The 22,234-nt window shown below is 40.6% G+C and carries 15 protein-coding genes; 12 read left to right on the forward strand and 3 right to left on the reverse strand.

What is annotated here, in order from left to right; translation table 11 throughout:
• Positions 1–162 precede the first annotated feature (162 nt).
• From AUR67_RS00410 to AUR67_RS00430, 5 genes are all read left to right on the forward strand, one after another.
• Positions 163–4,149 carry a two-component regulator propeller domain-containing protein gene (locus AUR67_RS00410; RefSeq protein ID WP_058583701.1) on the forward strand — a complete coding sequence of 1,329 codons (3,987 nt, stop codon included), beginning with the start codon at positions 163–165 and terminating at the stop codon, positions 4,147–4,149.
• Between the two features lie 296 nt (positions 4,150–4,445).
• On the forward strand, positions 4,446–7,946 hold the full coding sequence (locus AUR67_RS00415; protein WP_152996449.1) for a PKD domain-containing protein: 3,501 nt from the start codon (positions 4,446–4,448) through the stop codon (positions 7,944–7,946).
• Between the two features lie 53 nt (positions 7,947–7,999).
• Positions 8,000–8,371 carry a hypothetical protein gene (locus AUR67_RS00420; protein ID WP_058583703.1) on the forward strand — a complete coding sequence of 124 codons (372 nt, stop codon included), beginning with the start codon at positions 8,000–8,002 and terminating at the stop codon, positions 8,369–8,371.
• Between the two features lie 70 nt (positions 8,372–8,441).
• A complete protein-coding gene (locus AUR67_RS00425) occupies positions 8,442–9,056 on the forward strand; it encodes a trimeric intracellular cation channel family protein (RefSeq protein WP_054563935.1) in 615 nt (204 codons plus the stop codon).
• Positions 9,057–9,094: 38 nt separating this feature from the next.
• Entirely contained in the window at positions 9,095–10,606 is a 1,512-nt protein-coding gene (locus AUR67_RS00430; RefSeq protein WP_054563934.1) for a YifB family Mg chelatase-like AAA ATPase, read from the forward strand.
• An 8-nt stretch (positions 10,607–10,614) separates the two neighbouring features.
• On the opposite strand, the gene AUR67_RS00435 is transcribed toward AUR67_RS00430, so the two are convergent.
• Together AUR67_RS00435 and AUR67_RS00440 are read right to left on the reverse strand one after the other, a co-directional pair.
• Positions 10,615–11,319, reverse strand: a complete 705-nt coding sequence (locus tag AUR67_RS00435) for a response regulator transcription factor (protein ID WP_054563933.1) — start codon at positions 11,317–11,319, stop codon at positions 10,615–10,617.
• Between the two features lie 165 nt (positions 11,320–11,484).
• The gene (locus tag AUR67_RS00440; RefSeq protein ID WP_058583704.1) at positions 11,485–13,980 is read right to left on the reverse strand and encodes an alpha/beta hydrolase family protein; all 2,496 of its coding nucleotides are present in this window, start codon (positions 13,978–13,980) and stop codon (positions 11,485–11,487) included.
• A 144-nt stretch (positions 13,981–14,124) separates the two neighbouring features.
• Here AUR67_RS00440 and AUR67_RS00445 point away from each other — a divergent pair, with 144 nt between their 5' ends.
• Positions 14,125–15,189 (forward strand): hemolysin family protein, encoded by a 1,065-nt coding sequence (locus AUR67_RS00445; protein ID WP_058583705.1) that lies wholly within the window; start codon positions 14,125–14,127, stop codon positions 15,187–15,189.
• On the opposite strand, the gene AUR67_RS00450 is transcribed toward AUR67_RS00445, so the two are convergent.
• The gene (locus AUR67_RS00450; RefSeq protein WP_058583706.1) at positions 15,186–16,406 is read right to left on the reverse strand and encodes an EAL domain-containing protein; all 1,221 of its coding nucleotides are present in this window, start codon (positions 16,404–16,406) and stop codon (positions 15,186–15,188) included. The two genes, AUR67_RS00445 and AUR67_RS00450, sit on opposite strands and share 4 nt — an antisense overlap.
• Positions 16,407–16,581: 175 nt before the next feature.
• On the opposite strand from AUR67_RS00450, the gene AUR67_RS00455 reads away from it, so the two are divergent.
• The 6 genes from AUR67_RS00455 to AUR67_RS00475 all read left to right on the forward strand — a co-directional run bounded on the left by AUR67_RS00455 (position 16,582) and on the right by AUR67_RS00475 (position 22,191).
• Complete coding sequence (locus AUR67_RS00455; RefSeq protein ID WP_058583707.1) at positions 16,582–17,598, forward strand: metalloprotease; 1,017 nt, start codon at positions 16,582–16,584, stop codon at positions 17,596–17,598.
• A gap of 195 nt (positions 17,599–17,793) precedes the next feature.
• Positions 17,794–19,038: an HlyD family efflux transporter periplasmic adaptor subunit gene (locus AUR67_RS00460; protein WP_058583708.1), complete on the forward strand. Its 1,245-nt coding sequence runs from the start codon at positions 17,794–17,796 to the stop codon at positions 19,036–19,038.
• Positions 19,039–19,238: 200 nt separating this feature from the next.
• Positions 19,239–19,382, forward strand: coding sequence for a class IIb bacteriocin, lactobin A/cerein 7B family (locus tag AUR67_RS20820; RefSeq protein ID WP_082422993.1), 144 nt, complete (start codon positions 19,239–19,241; stop codon positions 19,380–19,382).
• On the forward strand, positions 19,366–19,581 hold the full coding sequence (locus AUR67_RS00465; protein ID WP_058583709.1) for a Blp family class II bacteriocin: 216 nt from the start codon (positions 19,366–19,368) through the stop codon (positions 19,579–19,581). The genes AUR67_RS20820 and AUR67_RS00465 overlap by 17 nt, the downstream gene beginning before the upstream one ends.
• Before the next feature lie 49 nt (positions 19,582–19,630).
• A complete protein-coding gene (locus AUR67_RS00470) occupies positions 19,631–20,014 on the forward strand; it encodes a hypothetical protein (RefSeq protein WP_152968931.1) in 384 nt (127 codons plus the stop codon).
• 26 nt (positions 20,015–20,040) lie between these two features.
• Positions 20,041–22,191, forward strand: a complete 2,151-nt coding sequence (locus AUR67_RS00475; RefSeq protein ID WP_082665535.1) for a peptidase domain-containing ABC transporter — start codon at positions 20,041–20,043, stop codon at positions 22,189–22,191.
• Positions 22,192–22,234: the final 43 nt, after the last annotated feature.

The following is a 22,234-nucleotide window of genomic DNA, read 5'->3' on the forward strand; positions in this document are numbered from 1 at the left end:
ACCTTTACCCTCGCTAACTCGCTAACTCGCTAACTCACACCTAAATCCAACCCCTTGATATCTATCCTAGTTATTAATCCCTAAATTGGGAAATGATTATGAATGTTAGCTGAACTGAACTACGCTTGATTAATAACTAATAATAAATGTGTAGATTTAGGGATGATCCGTTTTTTAATAGCGCTGTTAGCACTTCTGTTTTTACCTTCAGCTTTGTGTGCATTTCAAAACTACGATATTGATGATGGTCTATCGCAAAGTGTTGTGTTTGATATTGTACAAGATCAGCAAGGTTTTATCTGGATCTCAACACAGGCAGGTTTAAACCGTTTTGATGGTAATGAATTTACTGTATTCACAGCCTCTGATGAGACGAATAGTCTAGCGAATAACTATATTTACCCATTGGCAATCGACAACGAGTCAACGTTGTTTATAGGCACTCGAAATAGTGGTGTAAACCAACTCGCATTACATAATTATCAATTTTCTGAGCCGCTTTTAAAAGAGCGCCGAATAACCAGCTTATTAGTAGCGCAGCAGCAAGTTTATATTGGCACTTACGACGGCAGCCTGTTTCGTTACGATAAGCGAGCAGAGCAGCTTGAAACCTTAATAACAGGATTAAAAAAACCTATTTATGCGCTATCAAAAATCGCTGACATACTTTGGATAGGAACGCATGGAGCTGGGTTACTTCATTATGACCTTATTAATAATCAACAAATCAATTCGGTTTTTTCTGGCTTTGCTGAGCCTGTAGATATTCATGCTAGTATCTTTGCTATCAAACAGTCTCCTGATGGCAGTATTTGGTTGGCAAGTCAGGGCGGCGGCTTATATAAAATTGCGTTAAGCACCCAAACAATAACGCAGTGGTTGACTTCTAATGATGATAATTCTGGGCTTAGTAGTAATGAAATTCGTGATATTGAGTTTGATAGCCAAGGCCGAGTTTGGCTGGCAACGCGAGGCGGCGGAATTAATGTTTACGACCCTATTGATGCAAGCTTCACCGTTTTAGCGCATGACCCGTTTGATAAATATAGTCTTGCTCATGACCGGGTATATAGTATCTACCGAGACAGTAGCGACATTATGTGGTTTGGTACTGCACATGGGATCAGTAAGCTCGACCCAGCATCATTGCAATTTAGTAAGTTAAAAAAGCCAACGCCACTTTCAAGTAACGATGCGTGGGCGTTATTTGAAGACTCAAAGCAACGTATTTGGTATGGCAGCTGGGGTGGCGGTATCGATATTCTTGATCAGCAATTAAATCGTTTAGATCGCATAACCACCGAAAGTTCACCGTATTCAATCAGTAGCAATGCAATTAAAGCCATCGCCGAAGATCGTAATGGCGATATATGGATTGGCAGCTGGCAGCAAGGGATTGATGTTTTGCATACCGATGGCAGCATCAGTCACTTTCGGGCAGATGAAGGCGGGCATGGCTTAACTGAAAACAGTATATATGCCCTTTTAGTTGATGAGAAAAATAATGTTTGGGTCGGCACTAATGGAGGGGGGTTGTTTTGCTTTGATAGGCAGCGCGGCAAATTTATTAGTTTTGCACAGCCTGTAGCGAATACACAACTTGTAATTCCAACGGCGCGGGTGACGAGTTTATACAAAAGCTCGCAAGTAGATTTATGGGTAGGCACAGATGGTGATGGGGCTTATCACTACAACGCAGCAACCGATACTCTCACTAATTATCGCAAAGGCAACTTGGCTTTATCTGATAATACAGTGCGAGCGTTTTTAAAAATTGATCAGCAAATGTGGCTCGCAACATCGAACGGCTTAAATATTATTGATTTGAGCAACCAGCAAGTTCATCAGCTTAATGTTGCTCAAGGCCTTCCTAATCAAGTCGTATATGCGTTGCTAAAAGACAATGAAGATAGGGTCTGGCTAAGTACTAACAACGGCCTCGCTAAAATAGACCCTGCAACCATGAGCATAAAAAATTATAAAGCTCGACATGGCTTACAAGGTAATGAATTTAATGCCGGTGCTTATTTAAAAACCCGTGATGGCCGTTTGATGTTTGGTGGCACTCAAGGGGTTAGTGTCATTAATCCTGCTGACCTTGAAGTTAATACTATTGGCGGGCAATTAGCACTCACTAGTTTGCAGTTTGATGATGAGGATGTGGTAAATCAGGGAGTCAGCCGTTTAGGCAGCTTATACCAAATAGAAAAAAGCCGTTCAGTGACTATTCCTGCGGGAATTAAACGGGTTCATTTTCAGGTTAGTTACCTACACTACTCTGAGCCACAGACTAACCAGTACTCCTATCAGTTAGCGGGCTTTGAACAGCAATGGCGAAAAGCTACAGGGTCGTTTTTATTTGTTGACTACACTAATCTTCCTGCTGGTAAATATCAGTTGAAAGTTAATGCTAGTAGTGAAAATGGGGCAAATGCGCTCACCCCATTACTGTTAAACATAACGGTTCTTGCGCCTTGGTGGCAAACAAGTGAGTTTTATCTGCTAGCAGTCATGCTAATTTTGGCGATGGTGTGGTTATTTACAGTGCTTTGGACTCGCCGTATACGCAAACAAAAATATTATCTGGAGCAAATTGTTAGCGAACGCACTGACGAAATCGCAGAGCAAAAAATGCTAATCGAACAGCAAGCTGACGCTCTGAGTGACTCACTCGAAAATAAAGTGCGTTTTTTCACACATGCATCCCATGAATTACGTACTCCTTTGAGTTTGTTAATTGCGCCGTTGCAAAAGCTCATAGCAGATGAGCGAAATACTGAAAAGCGTGAGCAACTGAATTTGGTATTGCGTAATAGTAGGCGTTTAGAAAACTTGGTCGATAAGCTACTAACCTTGACTCGCTATGATGAGCGCCATGAAGAGATTATTAAAGTTGTATCATTATCGGCAATAGCCAGAGAGGTCGCGGGGCAGTTTGCTGTGTTAGGTGAAAAGTCCATCGACTTTAAGGTTGATATTGAAGAGGCTGTATTTATTGAAAGCACCCGAGAAGGGGTGATCACGATTCTTACTAATCTATTAAGCAATGCTTTTAAATATACTCAGCAAGGCCAAGTCAGCTTAATCGTAAGCGCATCAGGTGAGCTTGCCTACATAGAAGTAACAGACACAGGTAAAGGCATCGCAGACGCTGAAAAAGACAAGGTGTTTGATACTTTCTACAGAGTAAGTAGTCATGCAAATGTAGAAGGCAGTGGCGTAGGTTTAGCTATCGTTAAACGTCTGGTCGATAAATACAAAGGCAATATTGTGTTGGCAAGTCGTTTAGGAGAAGGAACCAACTTTAAGCTCGCATTTAAAACAGCACAATTTGCAGAGCAAGTTCCTGTTGATAGTACAAGCCTAAAATCAAAAGTGAGTCATGACAAAGCGAGTGTACTAATTATTGAAGATAATGACGAGTTGCGTCATTACCTAAAAACAGAGTTACAGCACTGCTATCAAGTATTATTAGCTGAAGATGGTCAGATCGGTTTGCAAATAGCGCTGAGCCAAGTACCAGATTTAATTATTACTGATCTAATGATGCCAAAAGTCGATGGCTTTACTGTTTTAGATTCATTACATAATTCGCCCGTTACTTGTCATATTCCGGTGATTATTTTGACCGCCAAGGGAGACTATGAAACCCGAGTAAGTAGTTTGCAACAGCATGCGCTAGATGTGATCACTAAACCATTTGATAGAGAAGAGCTCTTTTTAAAGGTTGAGAATTGGATACATTGGGTCAATTTATATTCTCAACAGCAAACTATGGATGCACCTGCTCATGTTGAGACAAAGCAACCGGTTGTGGTTGATCCTCGTGACAAACAGCTGCTTGAAAAGCTTGAGTTGTATGTTACTGAGCATTACCAGCAACAAGGTTTCTCTATGGTGAATTGTGCGAAAGAATTAGCGCTTAGTGAGCGTCAATTACAACGTAAGTTAAAAGTTCTATTAAACATTACTCCCAGTGAGTATTTGCGTAATTATCGACTGAGTAGAGCAGCTGAATTACTAAGACAAGGGCGACAAATAAGCTTAGTAATAGATGATGTGGGCTTTTCGTCACGCTCGTATTTTTCTAAATTTTTTAAAGCAAAATATGGCATGACAGCGAAAGAGTACCAATGTCATTACATATAACATTTTGTTTATATAGGAAATGTCGTATTTGAGTACATTTTTGTCGGCATTCAGCATACTTATTTCTTGTATCTAATCTACCCTTGAACCTTAACGTAAAATGAATCGCTTTGATGGGATCTCGGGTGTTCATATTTGACGGGCAAACATGACTGAATTCAGATTATGGTTAAGGACGACACTGAGATCCCGCCTTTATTCATGTTCAAAATAGGTTTTGCTTCCCTTGAGTTATGGCAACTGTGCATGCAGTTGCCTCTTTTTAGGGGAATACAACACACAATGTAAGGATTAGCATGATGAGCCCCCCTAATTTTCATTCCATAAAGTATCTAAAGCAATTATTACTAGCGACAAGTCTTGTCGCTTTAACCGCTTGTGGTGGAGGCGGTGGAGGTGGTGATGATGATGATACCCCTCCTGTCGTTACAAACAAAAATCCCACGGTATCTATTAGTAGTGATAGCAGCGTAACAGAAGGTGGCGATTTAGTCCTACAAGCGACGGCAACAGACAGTGACGGCACAATTGCAAGTTACGCATGGCAGCAAACATCAGGTCCAGATCTAACACTTACCGGCAGCGATACAAGTACACTTACGATCACCGCGCCTGAGATCGAAGATGATGCAGATGTCGTTGTTTCACTGACAGTCACCGATGATGATGGTGCAACCGCCACAGCAACAGTAACGATTGAGCTTAAACGTAAAGTGCTCAGCGTAACGATCACCGGTATTGTAACCGATGAGCCGATTATCAACTCAAGTATTGTGGTGCAGATTGGTGATGAACAATTTGAGATTACCGCTGATGCACAAGGCCGCTATAGCATAAACATTGAGGTTGATGACTCAGATGCTGATGAACTGGTTAAGCTGGTGGCGCTGGGTAATAACTCCATTGATCCTGGTGTTGAATTTGTATCCCAACTGAAGTCTATCGCAACGCTTGTTTCACAAGCAGGAGCCGATGGCACATTAAGCAAAGATGAAAACTTTGGCGTAAACATTACTAATGTCAGTACTGCAGAGTTTGCACTTTTAAGCCGCGACGGTACAAACATCGATTCTGAACAAGCATTAGATGAAGCTTTACTCGCTGTTGATGCTGACGAAAAACTGCTACTTGCAGCGTTAATTAAGATCATTGTAGATAATGATGACTACGAACTACCTGAGGGTGTCGATTCGACCCTTGATTTAATATCTAGCGCTGAACAAATTGATGACTTTATAAATACAGTTGAAAGCCAAGACCCAGGATTAATCGACTCTACAAAAGAAGAGATTAAAGATGATGATGAACTAGTTGATCAAACAATCAATAATCTGACCGGCAACTATTTATTAATGCAGCCACAATATTATCGAACTTCAGTTGGCCAGTTTGAGTTTAATAATGATGGTACCGGGTATGTCAGTTTACTGGATGTTGATACTGACTTTAGTTGGTCGCAACAAGAGCAAGACATCACAATTACTTTGGCTGAGCCTGCATTAATGAGTTGCTTTGTGGTTACTGATGGAAACGATGAACAGCTAGATGTTTGTGAGTACTTAGTTGAGTTAGACCTAACTATTCTTCTTGAAAACGATGCAAACAGAACGGTTGAGTTTTTCCGTAAAAGCGAAACACGCATAACCAGTTCAGATGTTGTATATAGAACTACAGAATCAAACTATAACGCCACCCTTATTGAACAACAGCAAACACTTGCTGTGACAGCTGATGAACTTATTGGTAATTGGGTTATTGATAACCTAAGCGAGTTTGGTGGATATAGTAGTGCAGTAAGTGTTGAGTTACTTTCTGGTGGAACAGGAACGCTCATTGATAACGATAACGCGCCTGTTAGTGTGACTTGGCAAGTTGATAGGAATCGACTGCTTATAAGCAATAGTACAGAAACTATTAGTTATGACATCGCTATTTGGCTCGTTAAAAATGTACAAGTGGGCTATCAATTTGCGGCATCACTCGAAGCTAAAGCGGACGATAGCTCACGTACGGTAACTGGTTTAATGGTGAGAGATAATCAGCTTTCATTTACTAAGCCAGACCTATTGGGTAAATGGACTGTTTACCAAGGCTATAACTCACCTCAAACAGACCTCCACTATGATGTGTATGATGATGGTTTAATGAACTTTAACTTGAATCAAAACTTCCGTTCTTGGCAAGTAAGCAGTGAGGGAGTGTTCTTAAGATATAACTATTTTACGAGCAATGGTGTTCAGCCAATTTGTCCTGAAGGGGAGGTTTGCCAAGTATACAGTGAGTTCTCACAGCGATTATTAGCGACTAACAATGGTCAAAACTTTACCTATCGTAAATATCGCTTTTTTAACTATGATGGTTCGGAGCGTGTCGAAGATTATTCATCTCATCTACGTAACTTCTCTGTGTCAGATGAGTATGGGGTAACTAAATTCGCACCATATTGGTTAGAAGAAAACGCAAGTTTTGATAATAATGGCTACCCAATTACAACTAACTACATTGAACTTTATTCACCTAGAGAGCTAGGTGTAGAAACTATTAAAATAGCGACTATTTATGATGAGATGACGGCTGAGTATAGCCATCAAATCACCTTCACTTACCTTGGAGTGGTCAATCAATACGACTACAGTTTAGCGTCAGGGAAATTACTATTTGATAGCATGAAGGCTGAAGTGAGTGACTTTGATCGAAACTTCTTAACTATTTGCGTGTATGAGCAAGCAGGTAGTTGTACTGAAGATGCTAAACAAGCGTGGTACTTTGATAAGGCAATGGCTGAAGAGCAAGTTGTTGTAGAGCGTCCAGCAACGGATCATCCATTAGATGGGGCTTGGCAGCTTGCTGATGAGCCTGATGTCGCGGTAATTATTCGTGATGGAAAATGGTTACAAATTCAAGGAATGGACGACCCTGATGATGATACCGCATTCCCTGGTTTTGAAATTGGTGACTTTACTTGGGATGAAGCAACAGGCGCTTTTGATGTCACTATTACGGAAGATACCAATGGTAGTTTCGGTATAGATGATGCTGGCAGTATTGTTGCCAGTGTTGATGGAGATACGCTGACATTCGATATCGAAGGTGAGGGTATTATTACGCTAAGTAGAATCTACAGTGAATCAAACCCGCTAATAGGGGGTTATACATATGGCTCTTACGATGGAGATTTCTTCATTGCTGTATTTAAAGAGGATGGCACTTTCTTAGAGCTTGCTCATGATACTGAGTTTGATGAGTTAGGTATATCAGGTGGTTACTACAGCTATGATGCAGAAACTCAAAAGGTAGTGGTTGATTTCTATGTAAAAACCTATGGTGACCCAATTGAATTTGCTGACCCTTATTTTATTGTGAAGCCACAAGGTAACTTTATACAGTTCAAAGACGGCGATGATTTTGGCCTCTTCGAACGCGTTACACGAGTTATTGATCAAGCAGCTTTCACTGAAGCAGATCTTATTGGCTCACATGTGTTTACCTTTATGGCTGATGATGGCAGTGGTTTAGAAACCTCTAATGTCATTATAAATAACAATGGTACTGCAACATTTGAGTTAGATGGTGAAGTACGCTCAGCAGAGTGGGCATTAGATCTTGGGTCGTTGATGATGTATAGCGAACCAACAGCTACGCAAAATTATGGCTATGGTGTGACTATGACACCCATGATAACCATTGAAGGTGGTTTTAGTGTAGCAACGCTAGGTTTCGAAGTACCTGAAACCTACGATGATAATGATGATCCCGAGTTACACACTTTTGTATCGGGCAGTTTAATTAAGCAGTAATTTTCTGAGCCCAGTGGCAGCAATGCTACTGGGCTTTTTTGAGGAGTTAGTTTATGAAAGCGTTATATTTCTCAGTATTACTTCTTACCCTTGGTGGGTGCCAAACAATGGATGCAATGCAAGAAGACATTAGTGATCTAAGTAATAGCTTGTTTTCAAGTGAGGATATGAGCGAAGAATCACAAGATGCATTCTTAAAAGCACAAGAGGCGTTTTATGAGGCTGACAATGTTCGTAAGAAGCATGCGAAATTAAATGCCCAAGAGCGAAGCTTGTGGGTCGAGTTAGAGGATGATTATAACATCTTGTTGGCAGCTCCCAGCAAAGCAACTGAGAAGGAGTCTTACTTTTCAGACTCTACGCTTGCAGATAACGTTATGATGCAAAGTTTAAAGTTTATTGAGCTGGTCGAAAAAGGCGAGTAATAGAAACTTCGCTTAAAAGATTGAAAAGTTTATGTTACAACGGCACTAACATTACTTTTTAGTTACAAACATGACTGAACTTTACCATTGGTTTGATTTATTCGGCGTAGCCGTGTTTGCAGTTTCTGGAACGCTACTGGCGTACAACAAAAAAATGGATGGCTTTGGGGTTGTTGTGTTAGCCACAGTCACAGCTATTGGCGGTGGGACTGTACGCGACGTTATTTTAGATGTTCCTGTATTTTGGCTACATGATCAAAGCTATTTCTGGGCTATTTTATTGTCTGTATTTGTCACCACTCGATTAATCAATAAACAGCGATCGATTTCACTTAATGCGCTGCAAGTTGCTGATGCTTTCGGTTTGGCATTTTTTGCGGTGATGGGCACACAAAAAGCCATGCTCGCAGGTATGCCAGATACCACCGCGATTATCATGGGTGTAATAACAGCCTGTTTTGGCGGTGTTATCCGCGATGTGCTCGCTGGAAATATGCCGATGCTATTAAAGGGCGAGCTCTATGCCATTGCTTGTATCGCTGGTGGCATTGTTTATACATTAAGTATCTCGTTGGGTTTAGTGACCGAGGTAGCTATGATATTAGCCATGCTTATGACCTTATCACTGCGTTTAGCTGCAATGAAATGGCAACTGACATTACACGTTTTTAAATATCCCGACTAAACTTAATTTAAGGATAAATGATAGGGACATCATGGATCGTGTCTTTAGCTAGAATATTTTCACGTGCACAAGTGGGTGTGCAAGCTCCTGAAGTGATTGTAGAAGTACACTTAGGAAATGGCTTGCCAGCTTTTCATATCGTTGGCTTACCTGAAGCGTCAGTCAAAGAGTCAAAAGATAGAGTGCGTAGCGCACTCGAAAACTCTCAGTTTGGTTTTCCAGATCAACGAATAACCGTCAACCTTGCGCCTGCTGATTTACCTAAAGAAGGTGGTCGTTTTGATCTGGCTATTGCTGTGGGGATTTTAGTCGCCTCTGGGCAAATAAACTGCCCTGATATTCATCGCTATGAGTTTTACGGAGAGTTGGCTTTAAATGGTGAAGTAAGAGGGGTAAATGCTATTTTACCTTCGGTGTTAGGAGCGAAAGAGCAGGGTCGCTGTTGTTTCTTACCCGCTGAAAACGATAATCTCGCAAGCCTTGTTTCGGGCGTCGCTCGAAAAGCCGTTTACTCCTTACAAGATGTTTGGAATGACTTATTAAATCAGCAACCCCTGCCACTTAATATTTGTTATCCAGAGCAGCAGTCGCAGCGTGACTCGCTACTCGATTTAAGTGATGTGAAAGGCCAACCTGGCGCGAAAAGGGTACTCGAAATAGCAGCCGCTGGTGGCCATAATTTACTGTTTCTTGGCCCTCCAGGTACTGGCAAGTCAATGCTTGCCCAGCGTATGCCTACGATTATGCCAACCATGTCGGATGATGAAGCAATTAGCACTGCCGCGTTATATTCGATAATTGGTCAATCGGTTGATTTATCGAATTGGCGTGAACGCCCCTTCAGAAATCCACATCATACTTGCTCTGCTGTTGCCCTTGTTGGTGGCTCTTCGAATCCTAAACCGGGGGAAATTTCTCTTGCTCATAATGGCGTATTGTTTTTAGACGAGCTGCCCGAATTTGAGAGAAAGGTGCTCGATTCACTGCGTGAACCAATGGAAACGGGCGTGGTGACTATATCGCGAGCGGCACGACAAATGGAATTTCCATCGCAATTCCAGCTGATCGCCGCATTAAACCCAAGCCCTACAGGAAGTCATACTGATAAGCGTGCTACGCCAGATCAAGTCTTGCGGTATTTATCTCGAGTATCTGGACCATTTATCGATAGGATTGATTTACAAATTGAGCTGCCGAGACTCACCAGTAGCCAATTACAGAGCACGCAAGTAGAAGAAAGCAGTGAACAAGTAAGAGCCAGAGTTGAAAGAGCTTATGCAATTCAACTTAACCGGCAAGGCAAAGTGAATGCGCGCTTGAATAATAAAGAAATGAGCATTCATTGTGAGCTGGCAGCTGCTGAGCTGCAGTTTTTAGCAAAAGCCAGCGAAAAACTGGCTTTGTCACCACGCTCGTATCATCGTGTTATTAAAGTTGCACGCACAATTAGCGACTTGAAAGCACAGCCAGCGATTACCTTAAATGAATTAAAAGAGGCGTTGAATTATCGCGCCTTTGAACGGTTAATTAGCCAATTAACGCAGTATTAGTAAGCTTGCTAAATAGACAGCATGTAGCCTTTGCCGCGAACGGTAACGATACGCTTTTGATCTTTTTCATCGCTTAGTTTTTTACGTAAGCGGCCAATAAGCACATCAACGGTTCGATCGCTTGGGCTCCAGTCTGGTTGACCTATTTCTTCGGAAATTTTTTCACGTGATGTCGCTTTACCTGCATTTGCAATAAGGCAAATAAGTACCTTGTGCTCTGCTTCTGTAAGACGAGACTCTTCACCATTAGGGGTCACTAATGTGCGGTTATCTGGGTGCAGTTTAAAGTCGGCATATTCAATAAACTCTTCACTCTCATCATCTTGCTGAGAGCCTTTTATGCGCTTAAAAAGAGCGCGCATTCGAAGTTCAAGTTCAAGTAAGTCAACCGGCTTGCAAATATAGTCATCGGCACCTTGTGCAAGGCCTGCAATACGATCAGCTTGCGAGTCACGACTAGACAGCACAATAACACCAATATCTGTTAGTGCATTAAGTTCTTTGGCAAGCAAAAGCCCATCGCGTTTTGGTAACACAATGTCGATAACGGCTAGAGAAATTGCTTCTTTTGATGAAGCACGCGATTGCACAATGCTTAATGCATCGGCCCCCGTTGAATCTACCTCAATATTAAACTCAGTTTCTTTGAAATGATTAAGAATGCGTTTAACGAGTAGTTCGTCGTCTTCAACCAATAAAACCTGAATAGTCATTCGCTTTAATTTCACACTTGATTTGTTGTTATGTTAGCACTGTATGGCAAAGGCTGAGAAGTGTATTGGCGAGGTTTGTAACTATTTCTTACAATTTAATGGCTTAGCTATAGTTGAAAAGGGTGAAAGCTGAGCACTTAAACAGTGCCCAGCCAAGTGATTAAACTATTTTTCAGGATAAAGATATTGCCACCATTGTGGCTGATCTTTTAAGTTTTTATCGAAATAAGCCAACATGGTATTCCACCAGTCGAAACGTTTATCTCGAGCAAAAATTTGGTGATCTGCACCTTTGTACTCAATCAGGTCAACATCTTTACCTAATAACTTTAATGCCGTGTACATATTGTGGCTTTCACCAACCGGTACGTTGGTATCCGAATCACCATGAAGGAGTAATAGCGGCGTTGTTACTTTGTCAGCATGAAACACCGGGCTGTGTTGGCTATAAAGTGTAGGATTGTTCCACGGGTAGCTATTTTTAGATGCCTCTGCTGAGTATAAGTAACCCCACCAACCTTGGCCCCAGTACGAGGTAATATTTGAGATTCCAGCATGGGCAATTGATGCACTGAACATATCTGTTTTAGTTGCGAGTAGCATGGTCATAAAGCCACCGTAAGAGGCTCCTAAATTACCCACACGTTTACTATCTACAAAGCTATATTTATCTAAAAAGGCTTTTGTGCCGTCGATGATGTCGTTGGCGGTGTATTCACCCCATGCGTTGACGTGTTTAGCCGAAAATTCTTGGCCAAAGCCGGTTGCGCCAGTAGGTTGTACAACGTAAACAACATAGCCATGCTCAGCCCATAGGTTAAATGGGTAGCGACCGGTAAAACCACGAGTTACTGGTGATGTACCGCCATAATAATAAACCAGCGCAGGATATTGTTTATTGCTATCTAAATCATGCGGTAAATAAACACGCCCCTTTATTTCAATGCCGTCTTTATTAGTAAAGTTAAACTCTTCTAGTGAGGCTACTTGCGTATTTTCATAGCCAATTGGCTTAGAGTCCCACATTACTTTAGCGCGGCTCTTACCTAAGCTTAGTTGTTTTAACTGCTGAGGTGTTGACGCTGTGGTGCCGGTAACCAAAATGCTCGGGATGCGTTCGTGTGAGTAGCTAACTTGCTCAACAACATCAAAACCCGTATTTACTTTATTAAAACGCTTTTTGCTTAAGTCGAATTGATAAAGTTGTACAGTATCTTGCTCGGTAACTTTAATCAGTGCATCACCGTTTTTAAGTACGTTTAACTGGCCGATAGCCGGGTTAAACTCTTTACTTAAAGCGGTTGCCTTTTTACCGTCACGGCTGAGTAAATAAAGTTGACCGTCATAGTTATTAGCAAGCATTCCTTCAGGAAGATCACGACCTAAGCCATTATTAAAATCTGGTCCGGCAGTGACATAAATTCCGTCGTCAGTATATTTGGCCTGATTAAATGTATTGTATTGACCAAGTACCGTAAGAGCCGATGTAGCTAGGTTTAGCTCAACAAGTTCTGTTGCTGGCTGTGGTGATAGCTGCATTGCTTGTGCTGAGCGGCTCATTAAGACGCGACCGCTTTTAGCGTCAAAATCTTCAAGTGAATGGCTAAGTGGTCCTTGGCTTAAGATTTTGCTAAGACCTGTTGCGATATCGAGTAAATATACTTGCGATGTGGTACGAGCATAAGACCAACGGTCTTGCAGGCCTTGATAATGTTTAGTGAGCTTGCCATTGTCTGTTGGAGACTTTGACCAACTAAAAATTAAGCTGTTGTTATCAAAAAACTGAAAGCCACTTGCACCAGAAAGGTTTTTAGCAATGACGCTAAGTTGCATGGTTTTTAGGTTCAAACGCTTAAGCTCGCCATTTAATAAATACACTAAACTTTTGCTATCTGGACTCCAAGTAATGTTACTCGGTTGGGCAGACTCAAAGCGATAAAGTGTATTGTTTTTTGCGTCTTTAAGTTCAGTAACATATTGCGCTTGATTAGCGCTTGCATCTTCGTAATGACGTTGGCTAGTAATGAAATAATCACCCTTTGGTGCCATTGAAATATAACTGACTGTTGGCGCATCAAATAATTGCTTAGCAGACAAACCGTGTTGTTGTTTAGCGCTAAATTGCACAGTATCTAGTTCTGACTTAGCCGTAAAATCAAGCTCAACCTCATTCCAGTTGGCTACTTGCTCAGTGATGATAACAAACTGATGATCGCCTTGGCTTAAAGCTAGCTCATAGCTTTTATTTTTTTCTGTTTGCTTTTCACCATCAATAAATAGCTGCGCGTTTTCAATGCCTTTAAGTGTTAATGAGCCTTGGCTAAAACGTTCTGTCGAGGCGGTAAATTTTAGTGCTTGCAAACCACCGAGTGTTAGCGCGCTCACTTTGTCGAATGATTGCCAGTCAAGCTCATTACCAAAAACGCGTATGCTATCGCTGCTTTTTTGCAAGCTAGGTAATAGGTTAGCAATAATGGCATCGCGATGATCCGTTTGATATGGCTTAAGTTGCATATCTTCGCCAAGAGGGCCAATAAATTGCACCGCTGATTTATCAATGGCAGCGGCCATTGCTGTATTGCTTAACGCACATAGCGCTAATGCACTGAATGTTGTCTTTAGCTTGGCTGATTGGCTTAGCCAAGTAGTTGAAAGTGTCATAGTTTCGCCTGTTGAAGGTAATTTAAACCAATATAGCACGCTGCAAATTACCCAAAAAGTGCTCTGCGTTAGATTGCAGTCGGGTTTGAGCTTGTGGTTTTCAATTGCTATGGTGAGCAGGTTAACTTTTTAAGAGGGCTTACAGTGACATTGTTACTTGTTTATATGTTTGTTGCCATTGCGGTTTCGTTTTTGTGCTCAGTGATGGAGGCGGTACTGTTAAGTATTACACCAAGTTATGTTGCGATGCTCAGAAAGCAACAACCACAATTGGCAAAACGTGTTGGTAAGCTTAAAGATAATATAGACCAACCTTTAGCAGCAATACTCACGTTAAATACCATAGCGCACACGGCAGGTGCCGCTGGCGTTGGCGCACAAGCTGCGGTGGTGTTCTCTGATGCTGCGGTTGGTGTTGCTTCTGCAATTATGACGTTATTGGTACTGGTGCTTTCTGAAATTATCCCTAAAACATTAGGGGCTAATTATTGGCGAGGATTAACACCCATTGTTAGTGTGAGCCTAATTTGGTTGGTGTTTATTCTAAAACCTTTCGTATGGTTTGCAGATATTCTAACGCGCTTTTTAGGGCGTAATTACGATGAAGCCTACTATATTCGCCAAGAGATTGAAGCTATGGCTGATATTGGTACTGAGTCTGGAGCGCTTGGGCAAGATGAATCTGAAATCATACGCAGCCTGCTGCATTTTCGTCATGCCAAACTCGATACCTTAATGACACCACGTACGGTGCTTTTTAAAGTGCATAAAGATTTAACCGTAAACCAATACTTGGCGGAGCATGGTTCTTCTTCGTTCTCTAGGGTATTGGTTTATGACAAAAATGGTGATGACATTATTGGTTTTGCACATAAAAATGACATTATGCTGGCTTATCATCGTTTAGGTGAAGACTATAAGATAAGTAAACTCGTTAAGCCTATTTACACCGTACCAGAAACCTTGCATGTACCTACTTTACTCGAAACCTTACTGTCTGGACGCACGCATATTTGTTTAGTCGTGGATGAATACGGTGATGTGCAAGGTATTGTCACTCTTGAAGATTTAATTGAAGCATTAATGGGGCTCGAAATTGTTGATGAGCATGATCAATCAGCCAATATGCAAAAAGTCGCCAAACAGCGTTGGCGACAACGTTTAGAATCCAGTAATACCATCGTCAGTGACGATAAGCGTAAACCTTAGCGGCGATGTCCTGCTGCAGTTTTTACCATTTGCCGCCATGAGAGCGACCAGTTTAAAAAGTCTTCTTTGGCTTTCGGGCGGCACAGCAAAAAGCCCTGCATTAAAATAAACTCTTTGTAGCGGTCGAGGTATTCAAGCTCTTCAACGCGTTCAATGCCTTCGGCCACAATAGCGAGATCTTCTTGTATCGCTATATTCACCAAGCTACTGACAATCACTTGGGAAAACTGATCGGTTTCAATATTGCTAATCAAGGTGCGATCTATCTTAATTTCGGTAAATGGTAATGTTTTTAGCTGCTGAACATTGGTAAAGCCAGTGCCAAAGTCATCAAGTGAAATACCAAAACCACGCATTCGTAAGCGGTTGAGTGTTTCGAGTTGTGCAGTGCTGCGAAGAGCATACTGTTCGGTAATTTCTAAAATCACTTCATTGGGTGTTAGGTTGTTAAGGTGCAGTATTAAAGCCAGTTTATCTGGGCAGCTTAAATCCTCGAGCTGCGAAGGAGATAAGTTAAACGCCAGTTTTAAATTAGGATCAAACTGCTCTTTGATTTCTGCAAAATCGTTAGTGGCTTTTTCAAATAATTGAAAAGTAATAAGGTTTATTAAATCCAGGTCTTCAGCGATACAAATGAAGCGCTCTGGTAAGATAATTTCATCTGCTTGGCTTGTGTTGATACGGGCAAGTACCTCAATACTTTCAACCCGATTATCGTGGCGATTTATCTTAGGTTGGTAAAACGGAATAATCTCATTATGACTGATGGCATGTAGTAGCAGTGACTCAGAAATAGGGGTTTTTGTACGCTCAACATGAATGGCAAAGTGCTCAAGCTTTTGCAGTAGTAAATACACTTGATTAAGTTGCACTGGTTTAGTGACGTTACCAATTAAGTGAGCGTTATGCTTACGAGCAAGGTCTGCGGCAAGGTCTATAACTTTAGGATCCATCTCAGAAATAATGGCAATTGCACCTTGATACTTCATAGCGCCTAAGTGGCGAATAAGCTCCATACCATCCATGTCAGGCATATTGAGGTCGGTAAAAATTGCATCAAAGAATCGAGGTGCTTTTTTAATTTTTTCTAAAGCTTCTTCTGCACTTAGGCAGGTTGTGATGTGCGGAACCTCAAGCTCATTCAAAATGGCATGCATAACAATCAGGATGGCTTTTGAGTCATCCACTACGAGAATGTGTCTATTTGACTTCACCATATTCACTCCATGAACAAGAACGCTATAGTTAAAAGTAGTAGATAAACGGTGTTTCGTCATGTTTTTTGCTTGTTTTGTGGTGCGAAAAATATACCTCTTTGTACCTAAAGGAAATTCGTAATTTTGTAAGGCCTCAGTATAATAGCCGCACTTTTTATTCGTATTTATAAGAACTATGGTCAGACTTCAGCTGAGCCTCGCAGACGAAACCTTTATTTTGCATTTAAACGGCTCACAGTTAATTCAGCTTTTTCATCAACAACAAGCAATTGCCTTCGATAATCCAGAGTCAGAACTTTATGAGTTTGATTTTCAGGGGCAGCGTATTGGTCTTGATACTAGTAAAGTGCACGAAAAAAGCTTAGCAATCTTTGTTAACCAGCAGCAGGTGAGCCAACTTGCTTTACCTGAGTTACAAGAAGCAGAACCAAAACGCGGCATTATTGGTTTGCTGGCACTGGGCTTTAAATTATTCAAAAGTGCAAAAGTCGTGAAAGCGGCTTTAGCGGGTGCTTCGGTGGCAGGCTATGCGTGGTTATTTTCCATTGAATTTGCCTTGATGTTAATTGCTTGCTTGGTGGTGCATGAATATGGTCATGTGCGCGCGATGAAATATTTTGGCATTAAAACTAAAGGTATTTACCTTATTCCCTTTGTCGGTGGTTTGGCTGTTTCTGATGATAAAATTACCACCAGATGGCAAGACGTGGTGATCTCACTCATGGGGCCCGCTTTTGGATTAATTACCTCAGTGCTGGGAGTGGTGCTTTACTACGCCACCGAAATGGAAATATTCGCCGGTGTGGCGGTACTTAGTGCACTGTTAAACCTATTTAACTTGTTACCTATTCTGCCCTTGGATGGCGGCCATGTACTTAAAAGTATTAGCTTTTCAATGCGTTCATGGATTGGTCTAAGCGTGTGTTTGTTAGGCGTGTTATTTGGCCTGTGGTTAAGCTATACCTTCGGCTTGATGCTACTGGTGTTTTTCTTATTTGTAGGGGCGCTTGAGATTATCTTTGAGTGGCGCGGACGTCACTACTCACACCTCATCCCTCTCGATACTTATGGACAAGGTTTTTCAGCGGTAATGTACGCACTGGTTGTTGCAGGTCACGTTGCAGTAATGATGCACTTTGCTGATTCAGAAAGCCCAATCCTCAGCTTACCAATGAAGATTTTAGCAAGTTAATTAATATTTAAGCACTAAGTTATATTCAGCTTGGTGCTTAAATTTAATTAATGTATTTTAATTAATTTTCCACTTTATTTTAGTAATTAAACCTTTAATTTTTGCTTTGTTTTATTTTTAGGAAAATTCTGATTTACAAAAATTAGAATGTCCCGCTAATTTTAAATTCAAGAGATATAGCAAAAGGATTTTGTTATGAGCTTGTTTAGAAAGGAAGCGATTGCACAACAAAGTGAACGTTTAACTGGCGTAATCACTTTAGCGCAACCATTATCGATTAAATTAACTGTTGTAACCCTAAGCTCTGTTGCAGCTGCGGTTATAGTATTTCTTTTTACAGCAGAATATTCCCGCAAAGAAACCGTACGTGGTTTTCTCATGCCTAGTAAAGGCGTCATTCAAAGTTTTGCTAATCAAGGCGGAACAATTGAAAAACTTCATGTAAAAGAAGGTGACTCTGTCATTAAAGGACAAGCACTTGCTTCAATTGTTGTTCAGCAAAATGATAGTCAAGGTTTAGATCTCAGTTCACAGTTAGTTGAACAATTAACAGAGCAAATTAAACTTTTGAATCATGAGGTTATGCAAACGAAAGTGTTGCAAAAACAAGAAATACTAAACCTTGAAGCACAGCAAACGCTTTTAAATGAAGAAAAGCTTGCACTACAAAGTCAATTAACACTCGCAGATGAAAAGCTTGATCTATTGCAAAGTCAACAAGCTAATTTCAACCAGCTTAATAAGAGTGGCTTTTTATCGAATATAGAACGTGAGCAGCAACAACAAGCTTTACTCGATGTTAAGCAAGAAAAGCAAAACTTAGCTCGAATACTGATGCAGCAAAATAACCAACTGAGTCAATTACGCTTTAATCTTGCTAACGTTCCACAACAATATGCACTTCGCATCAGTAACTTAAAACGAGAAATCTCAGATACACAAAACCAACTATCGCAGTTAAAAAGCAACTATAGCTACACAATTACGGCTAGCAATAATGGTGTTGTTACAGGCATCCAAGTAGTCGAAGGAGAGGTGTTAAGCCAAGCAAAGCTTTTACTGCATATTATACCTGAGGGTTCTGAGTTAGTTGCTGAATTACTATTACCAACGCGCTCCGCAGGGTTTGTAGAAATAGGCAACGAAACTAGGTTACGTTTTGATGCCTTTCCATATCAACGCTTTGGTTTTATCAATAGCACAATTAGCCGTATTGATAAGGCACTTATTACACCAAACGAAGTGCGGTTACCTATTACATTGCAAGAGCCAGTATATCGACTTAGGGCTACCTTAAGTCAGCAGCAAATGTCTGCGTATGGAAAGGCCTTTGAGTTAAAAAGCGGCATGTTGTTTGAGGCAGACATAATGTTAGAACAGCGCACATTAATTGAGTGGTTACTAGAGCCACTGTACAGCCTCAAAGGGCGTGTGAGTTAAGTCAATTAAATTTGAAAGTTTTGGTGGTTTGCTAAATGCAAATTACTAAAAAAGCGGCCAGCTTTAGTTAACTTTAGCGAGCAGCTAAAGCTAGCCTATTAACAACCTATTTTGCCTATATTTTTATATTGCAAAATAAATAATCAACATTTGCTGAGTATAGATATAAATAATCAGCTATACAAATTTGGAGCATAGATATGCGCGAATTAAATGTAAATGAAATTAAAGAAGTTAGTGGGGGACCATTACCTCTATTTGTTGCTATAGCGGTATACGGGGAAGTAGCGTGTTTTGCTGCAATTATAAGTGGTATAGGAACCTATAATGCACTTAGAAAGTAAGGAAAATAAAATGAGAGAATTAACCAATAATGAAATACAAGAAGTAAATGGTGGTCCCTTACCAGTGATCATTGCTGGCTTATATGCTAGCTCGTCTATCACTACTGGTGGTTTAGCTACTGCTCTTGGAATTGGGGCTGGCTTTGGTGCAATAGTGGGCGGTATAGCAGCCATTTACCATAATGCTTCTGAGAAATAAAACGAAAGGGATAGAAGGGAAGTAATTCCCTTCTTTTTTGAAAATGAAATTGTCTGCAATAGTATCAATTTTTGCAATGTGTTTTCTAATAGTTTTGGGGTCTACATATGTAATTATAAGAGACGTTAATTTATTGCTTCGTGATGCTGTAATTTCTTACGGTGAATTAGCTTTCTTTACTGTAGTTCTCGGTTTTTCTTTAGCTATTCTAACGGGGATATACAAAAATAAAAAATGGGCATTATATGTTTTTATCTCATTAGTTTTTTTCATGGGAGGGAATTTTATTATGTTAAGAATAAATCTTAATGGAAGTTTGGAATTAATTGATTTTTGGATTGTTATTTGTACTTTAGGTGTGTCTGGGATAGTAATGCGAGTTGTGCAGGGGTTAGACTCAGAGGTTATCTTCTCAAAAAATGAGCTTGATTAATAAACAGTATTTTGACTGAGGTTACTATGAACTCTGTAAATGGATTTATAACGTTTTCTCTCTCAAAAAGAGTACCTGTAATTATCCAATCCGAAATAGCTGAATGTGGTCTCGCCTCTATGGCCATGGTGGCAAGTTATCACGGCCATCAACTAGATATGCCTGCCATGCGAAAGCGCTTTTCGGCGAACCTAAAGGGGATGAATTTACAGCAGCTAATTGAGCTTGGGGATAGCTTAGGATTAGCGAGTCGTGCGTTACAGTGTCCATTTGAAGAGGTACATAAACTTCAGACTCCTTGTATATTGCATTGGGATATGAATCACTTTGTAGTTTTGACCAAAGTTTCTGGGAAGGGAAAATCAGCTAAATTAGCGATTAATGATCCAGCCCTTGGGGAGCGGAATCTAAATAGCGAGGAATTTAGTAAGCACTTTACCGGTATTTGTTTGGAGCTCACGCCAACCAGTAAGTTTGAAGCTAAACAAGAACAGGCACGAATGAGGTTTAGTCAGCTTTGGAGTGCTGTTACTGGTCTAAAAACTGGCTTAATTAAATTAGTTGCGCTGTCGTTAGTTTTACAGCTATTTGCACTGATGACACCCTATTATATGCAGTGGGTCGTGGATGAAGTGTTGGTGAGCTTTGATGAGTCTTTGCTCACAGTGCTTGCGCTAGGCTTTGCATTCATTGCGATCATTTCAGTTATTACTAATGCAGTGCGGAGTTGGTTGATTTTAAGGCTTTCGAGTCTGCTAAACATGCAAATGGGGGTTAATCTATTACGTCATTTACTGCGTCTTCCTATGAACTACTTTGAATCCCGCCACATTGGCGATATTGTTTCGCGTTTTGGCTCACTAGCACAAATACGTGAGCGTATTACCATAGGGTTTGTAGAAACATTTGTTGATGGCGTTATGGCTATCACCGTATTGATTATGATGTTGATTTATTCACTTAAGTTGACAGCTGTTGTTGTAGGCGCAATTACCCTTTATACGGTTGTACGCTTAGTGCTGTATCGACCACTGCATCAAGCCACAGAAGAAATGATTCAAAACTCCGCTAAAGAGCAATCAAACTTTTTAGAAAACATTCGTGGTATGCAAACAATTAAATTGTTTGGTAATGAAGCGCAGCGCCAAGGTATTTGGCAAAACCGTTATGCTGAAGTAATAAATAGTGAAATACGTTTAGGGCGATTAAATATTAGTTTTGAGTCTTTTAATAAACTACTGTTTGGTCTTGAGAATGTAGTGGTTATTTACCTTGCTGCACTTTTGGTTATGAGTAATAGCTTATCTGTCGGTATGGTGTTGGCATTTATAGCCTATAAAAATCAGCTAACAAGTCGCTTTGCAAATTTCATCGAGCAAATTATTCAATTTAAAATGATGCGCTTACACCTTGACCGTATCGCTGATATTGCGCTTACTAAGCAAGAAGCGAATCGCGATGGTGACTTGGCCTACAGAGGGAGTAACGACAATAAAGTGAAAGGTCAGCTTAGCCTTAAAAATATCAGTTTTAGTTATAGCGATGATCAAGCACCTATTTTAAAAGATATAAATTTAACGCTAAATTCAGGCGAGTCTATTGCTATTACTGGGCCGTCTGGCGCGGGTAAAACGACGTTAATGAAAATTATGTTGGGTTTATTACAACCCACATCAGGCAAAGTGCTACTTGATGGCATGGATATTACCCAACTTGGCCTTAAAAATTACCGCAAACAAATAGCCGCAGTAATGCAAGATGACACGCTATTAGCTGGCTCAATCGCCGATAATATTAGCTTCTTTGATCCACAACCTAATTACTTAAAAATAGAACAGTGCGCTCGTCATGCAGCAATTCATAGTGATATTACTAAAATGACTATGGGTTATAACTCATTAGTGGGCGATATGGGTTCTAATTTATCCGGCGGACAACTTCAACGGTTATTACTTGCTAGAGCGCTGTACCAATCTCCCAGCGTCTTATTTTTGGATGAAGCAACTAGTCATTTAGATCAAGAGAACGAAGCAAAAATCAGTGAGCAAATTAAGCACCTAGAGATGACGCGAATAATGATTGCTCACAGGCAAGAGACTATCAATATGGCGGATAAAGTGTTTGAGTTACAAGGTGGAGCTTTAACAAGTACAGTAGCTCAAAATGAAACTGCGTAATCGAATGTGATTTTAGTAGCTTGTATTTTACAAGCTACTAAAG

The sequence above is a fragment of the Pseudoalteromonas sp. XI10 genome (assembly GCF_001469895.1).
Taxonomy (GTDB): domain Bacteria; phylum Pseudomonadota; class Gammaproteobacteria; order Enterobacterales; family Alteromonadaceae; genus Pseudoalteromonas.

Bases quoted from the DNA above. Each gene is read 5' to 3' on its own strand.
- AUR67_RS00410 (WP_058583701.1), top strand. From the start codon at position 163: ATGATCCGTTTTTTAATAGCGCTGTTAGCACTTCTGTTTTTACCTTCA.
- AUR67_RS00415 (WP_152996449.1), top strand. From the start codon at position 4,446: ATGATGAGCCCCCCTAATTTTCATTCCATAAAGTATCTAAAGCAATTA.
- AUR67_RS00420 (WP_058583703.1), top strand. From the start codon at position 8,000: ATGAAAGCGTTATATTTCTCAGTATTACTTCTTACCCTTGGTGGGTGC.
- AUR67_RS00425 (WP_054563935.1), top strand. From the start codon at position 8,442: ATGACTGAACTTTACCATTGGTTTGATTTATTCGGCGTAGCCGTGTTT.
- AUR67_RS00435 (WP_054563933.1), bottom strand. From the start codon at position 11,319: ATGACTATTCAGGTTTTATTGGTTGAAGACGACGAACTACTCGTTAAA.
- AUR67_RS00440 (WP_058583704.1), bottom strand. From the start codon at position 13,980: ATGACACTTTCAACTACTTGGCTAAGCCAATCAGCCAAGCTAAAGACA.
- AUR67_RS00450 (WP_058583706.1), bottom strand. From the start codon at position 16,406: ATGGTGAAGTCAAATAGACACATTCTCGTAGTGGATGACTCAAAAGCC.
- AUR67_RS00455 (WP_058583707.1), top strand. From the start codon at position 16,582: ATGGTCAGACTTCAGCTGAGCCTCGCAGACGAAACCTTTATTTTGCAT.
- AUR67_RS00460 (WP_058583708.1), top strand. From the start codon at position 17,794: ATGAGCTTGTTTAGAAAGGAAGCGATTGCACAACAAAGTGAACGTTTA.
- AUR67_RS20820 (WP_082422993.1), top strand. From the start codon at position 19,239: ATGCGCGAATTAAATGTAAATGAAATTAAAGAAGTTAGTGGGGGACCA.
- AUR67_RS00465 (WP_058583709.1), top strand. From the start codon at position 19,366: ATGCACTTAGAAAGTAAGGAAAATAAAATGAGAGAATTAACCAATAAT.
- AUR67_RS00475 (WP_082665535.1), top strand. From the start codon at position 20,041: ATGAACTCTGTAAATGGATTTATAACGTTTTCTCTCTCAAAAAGAGTA.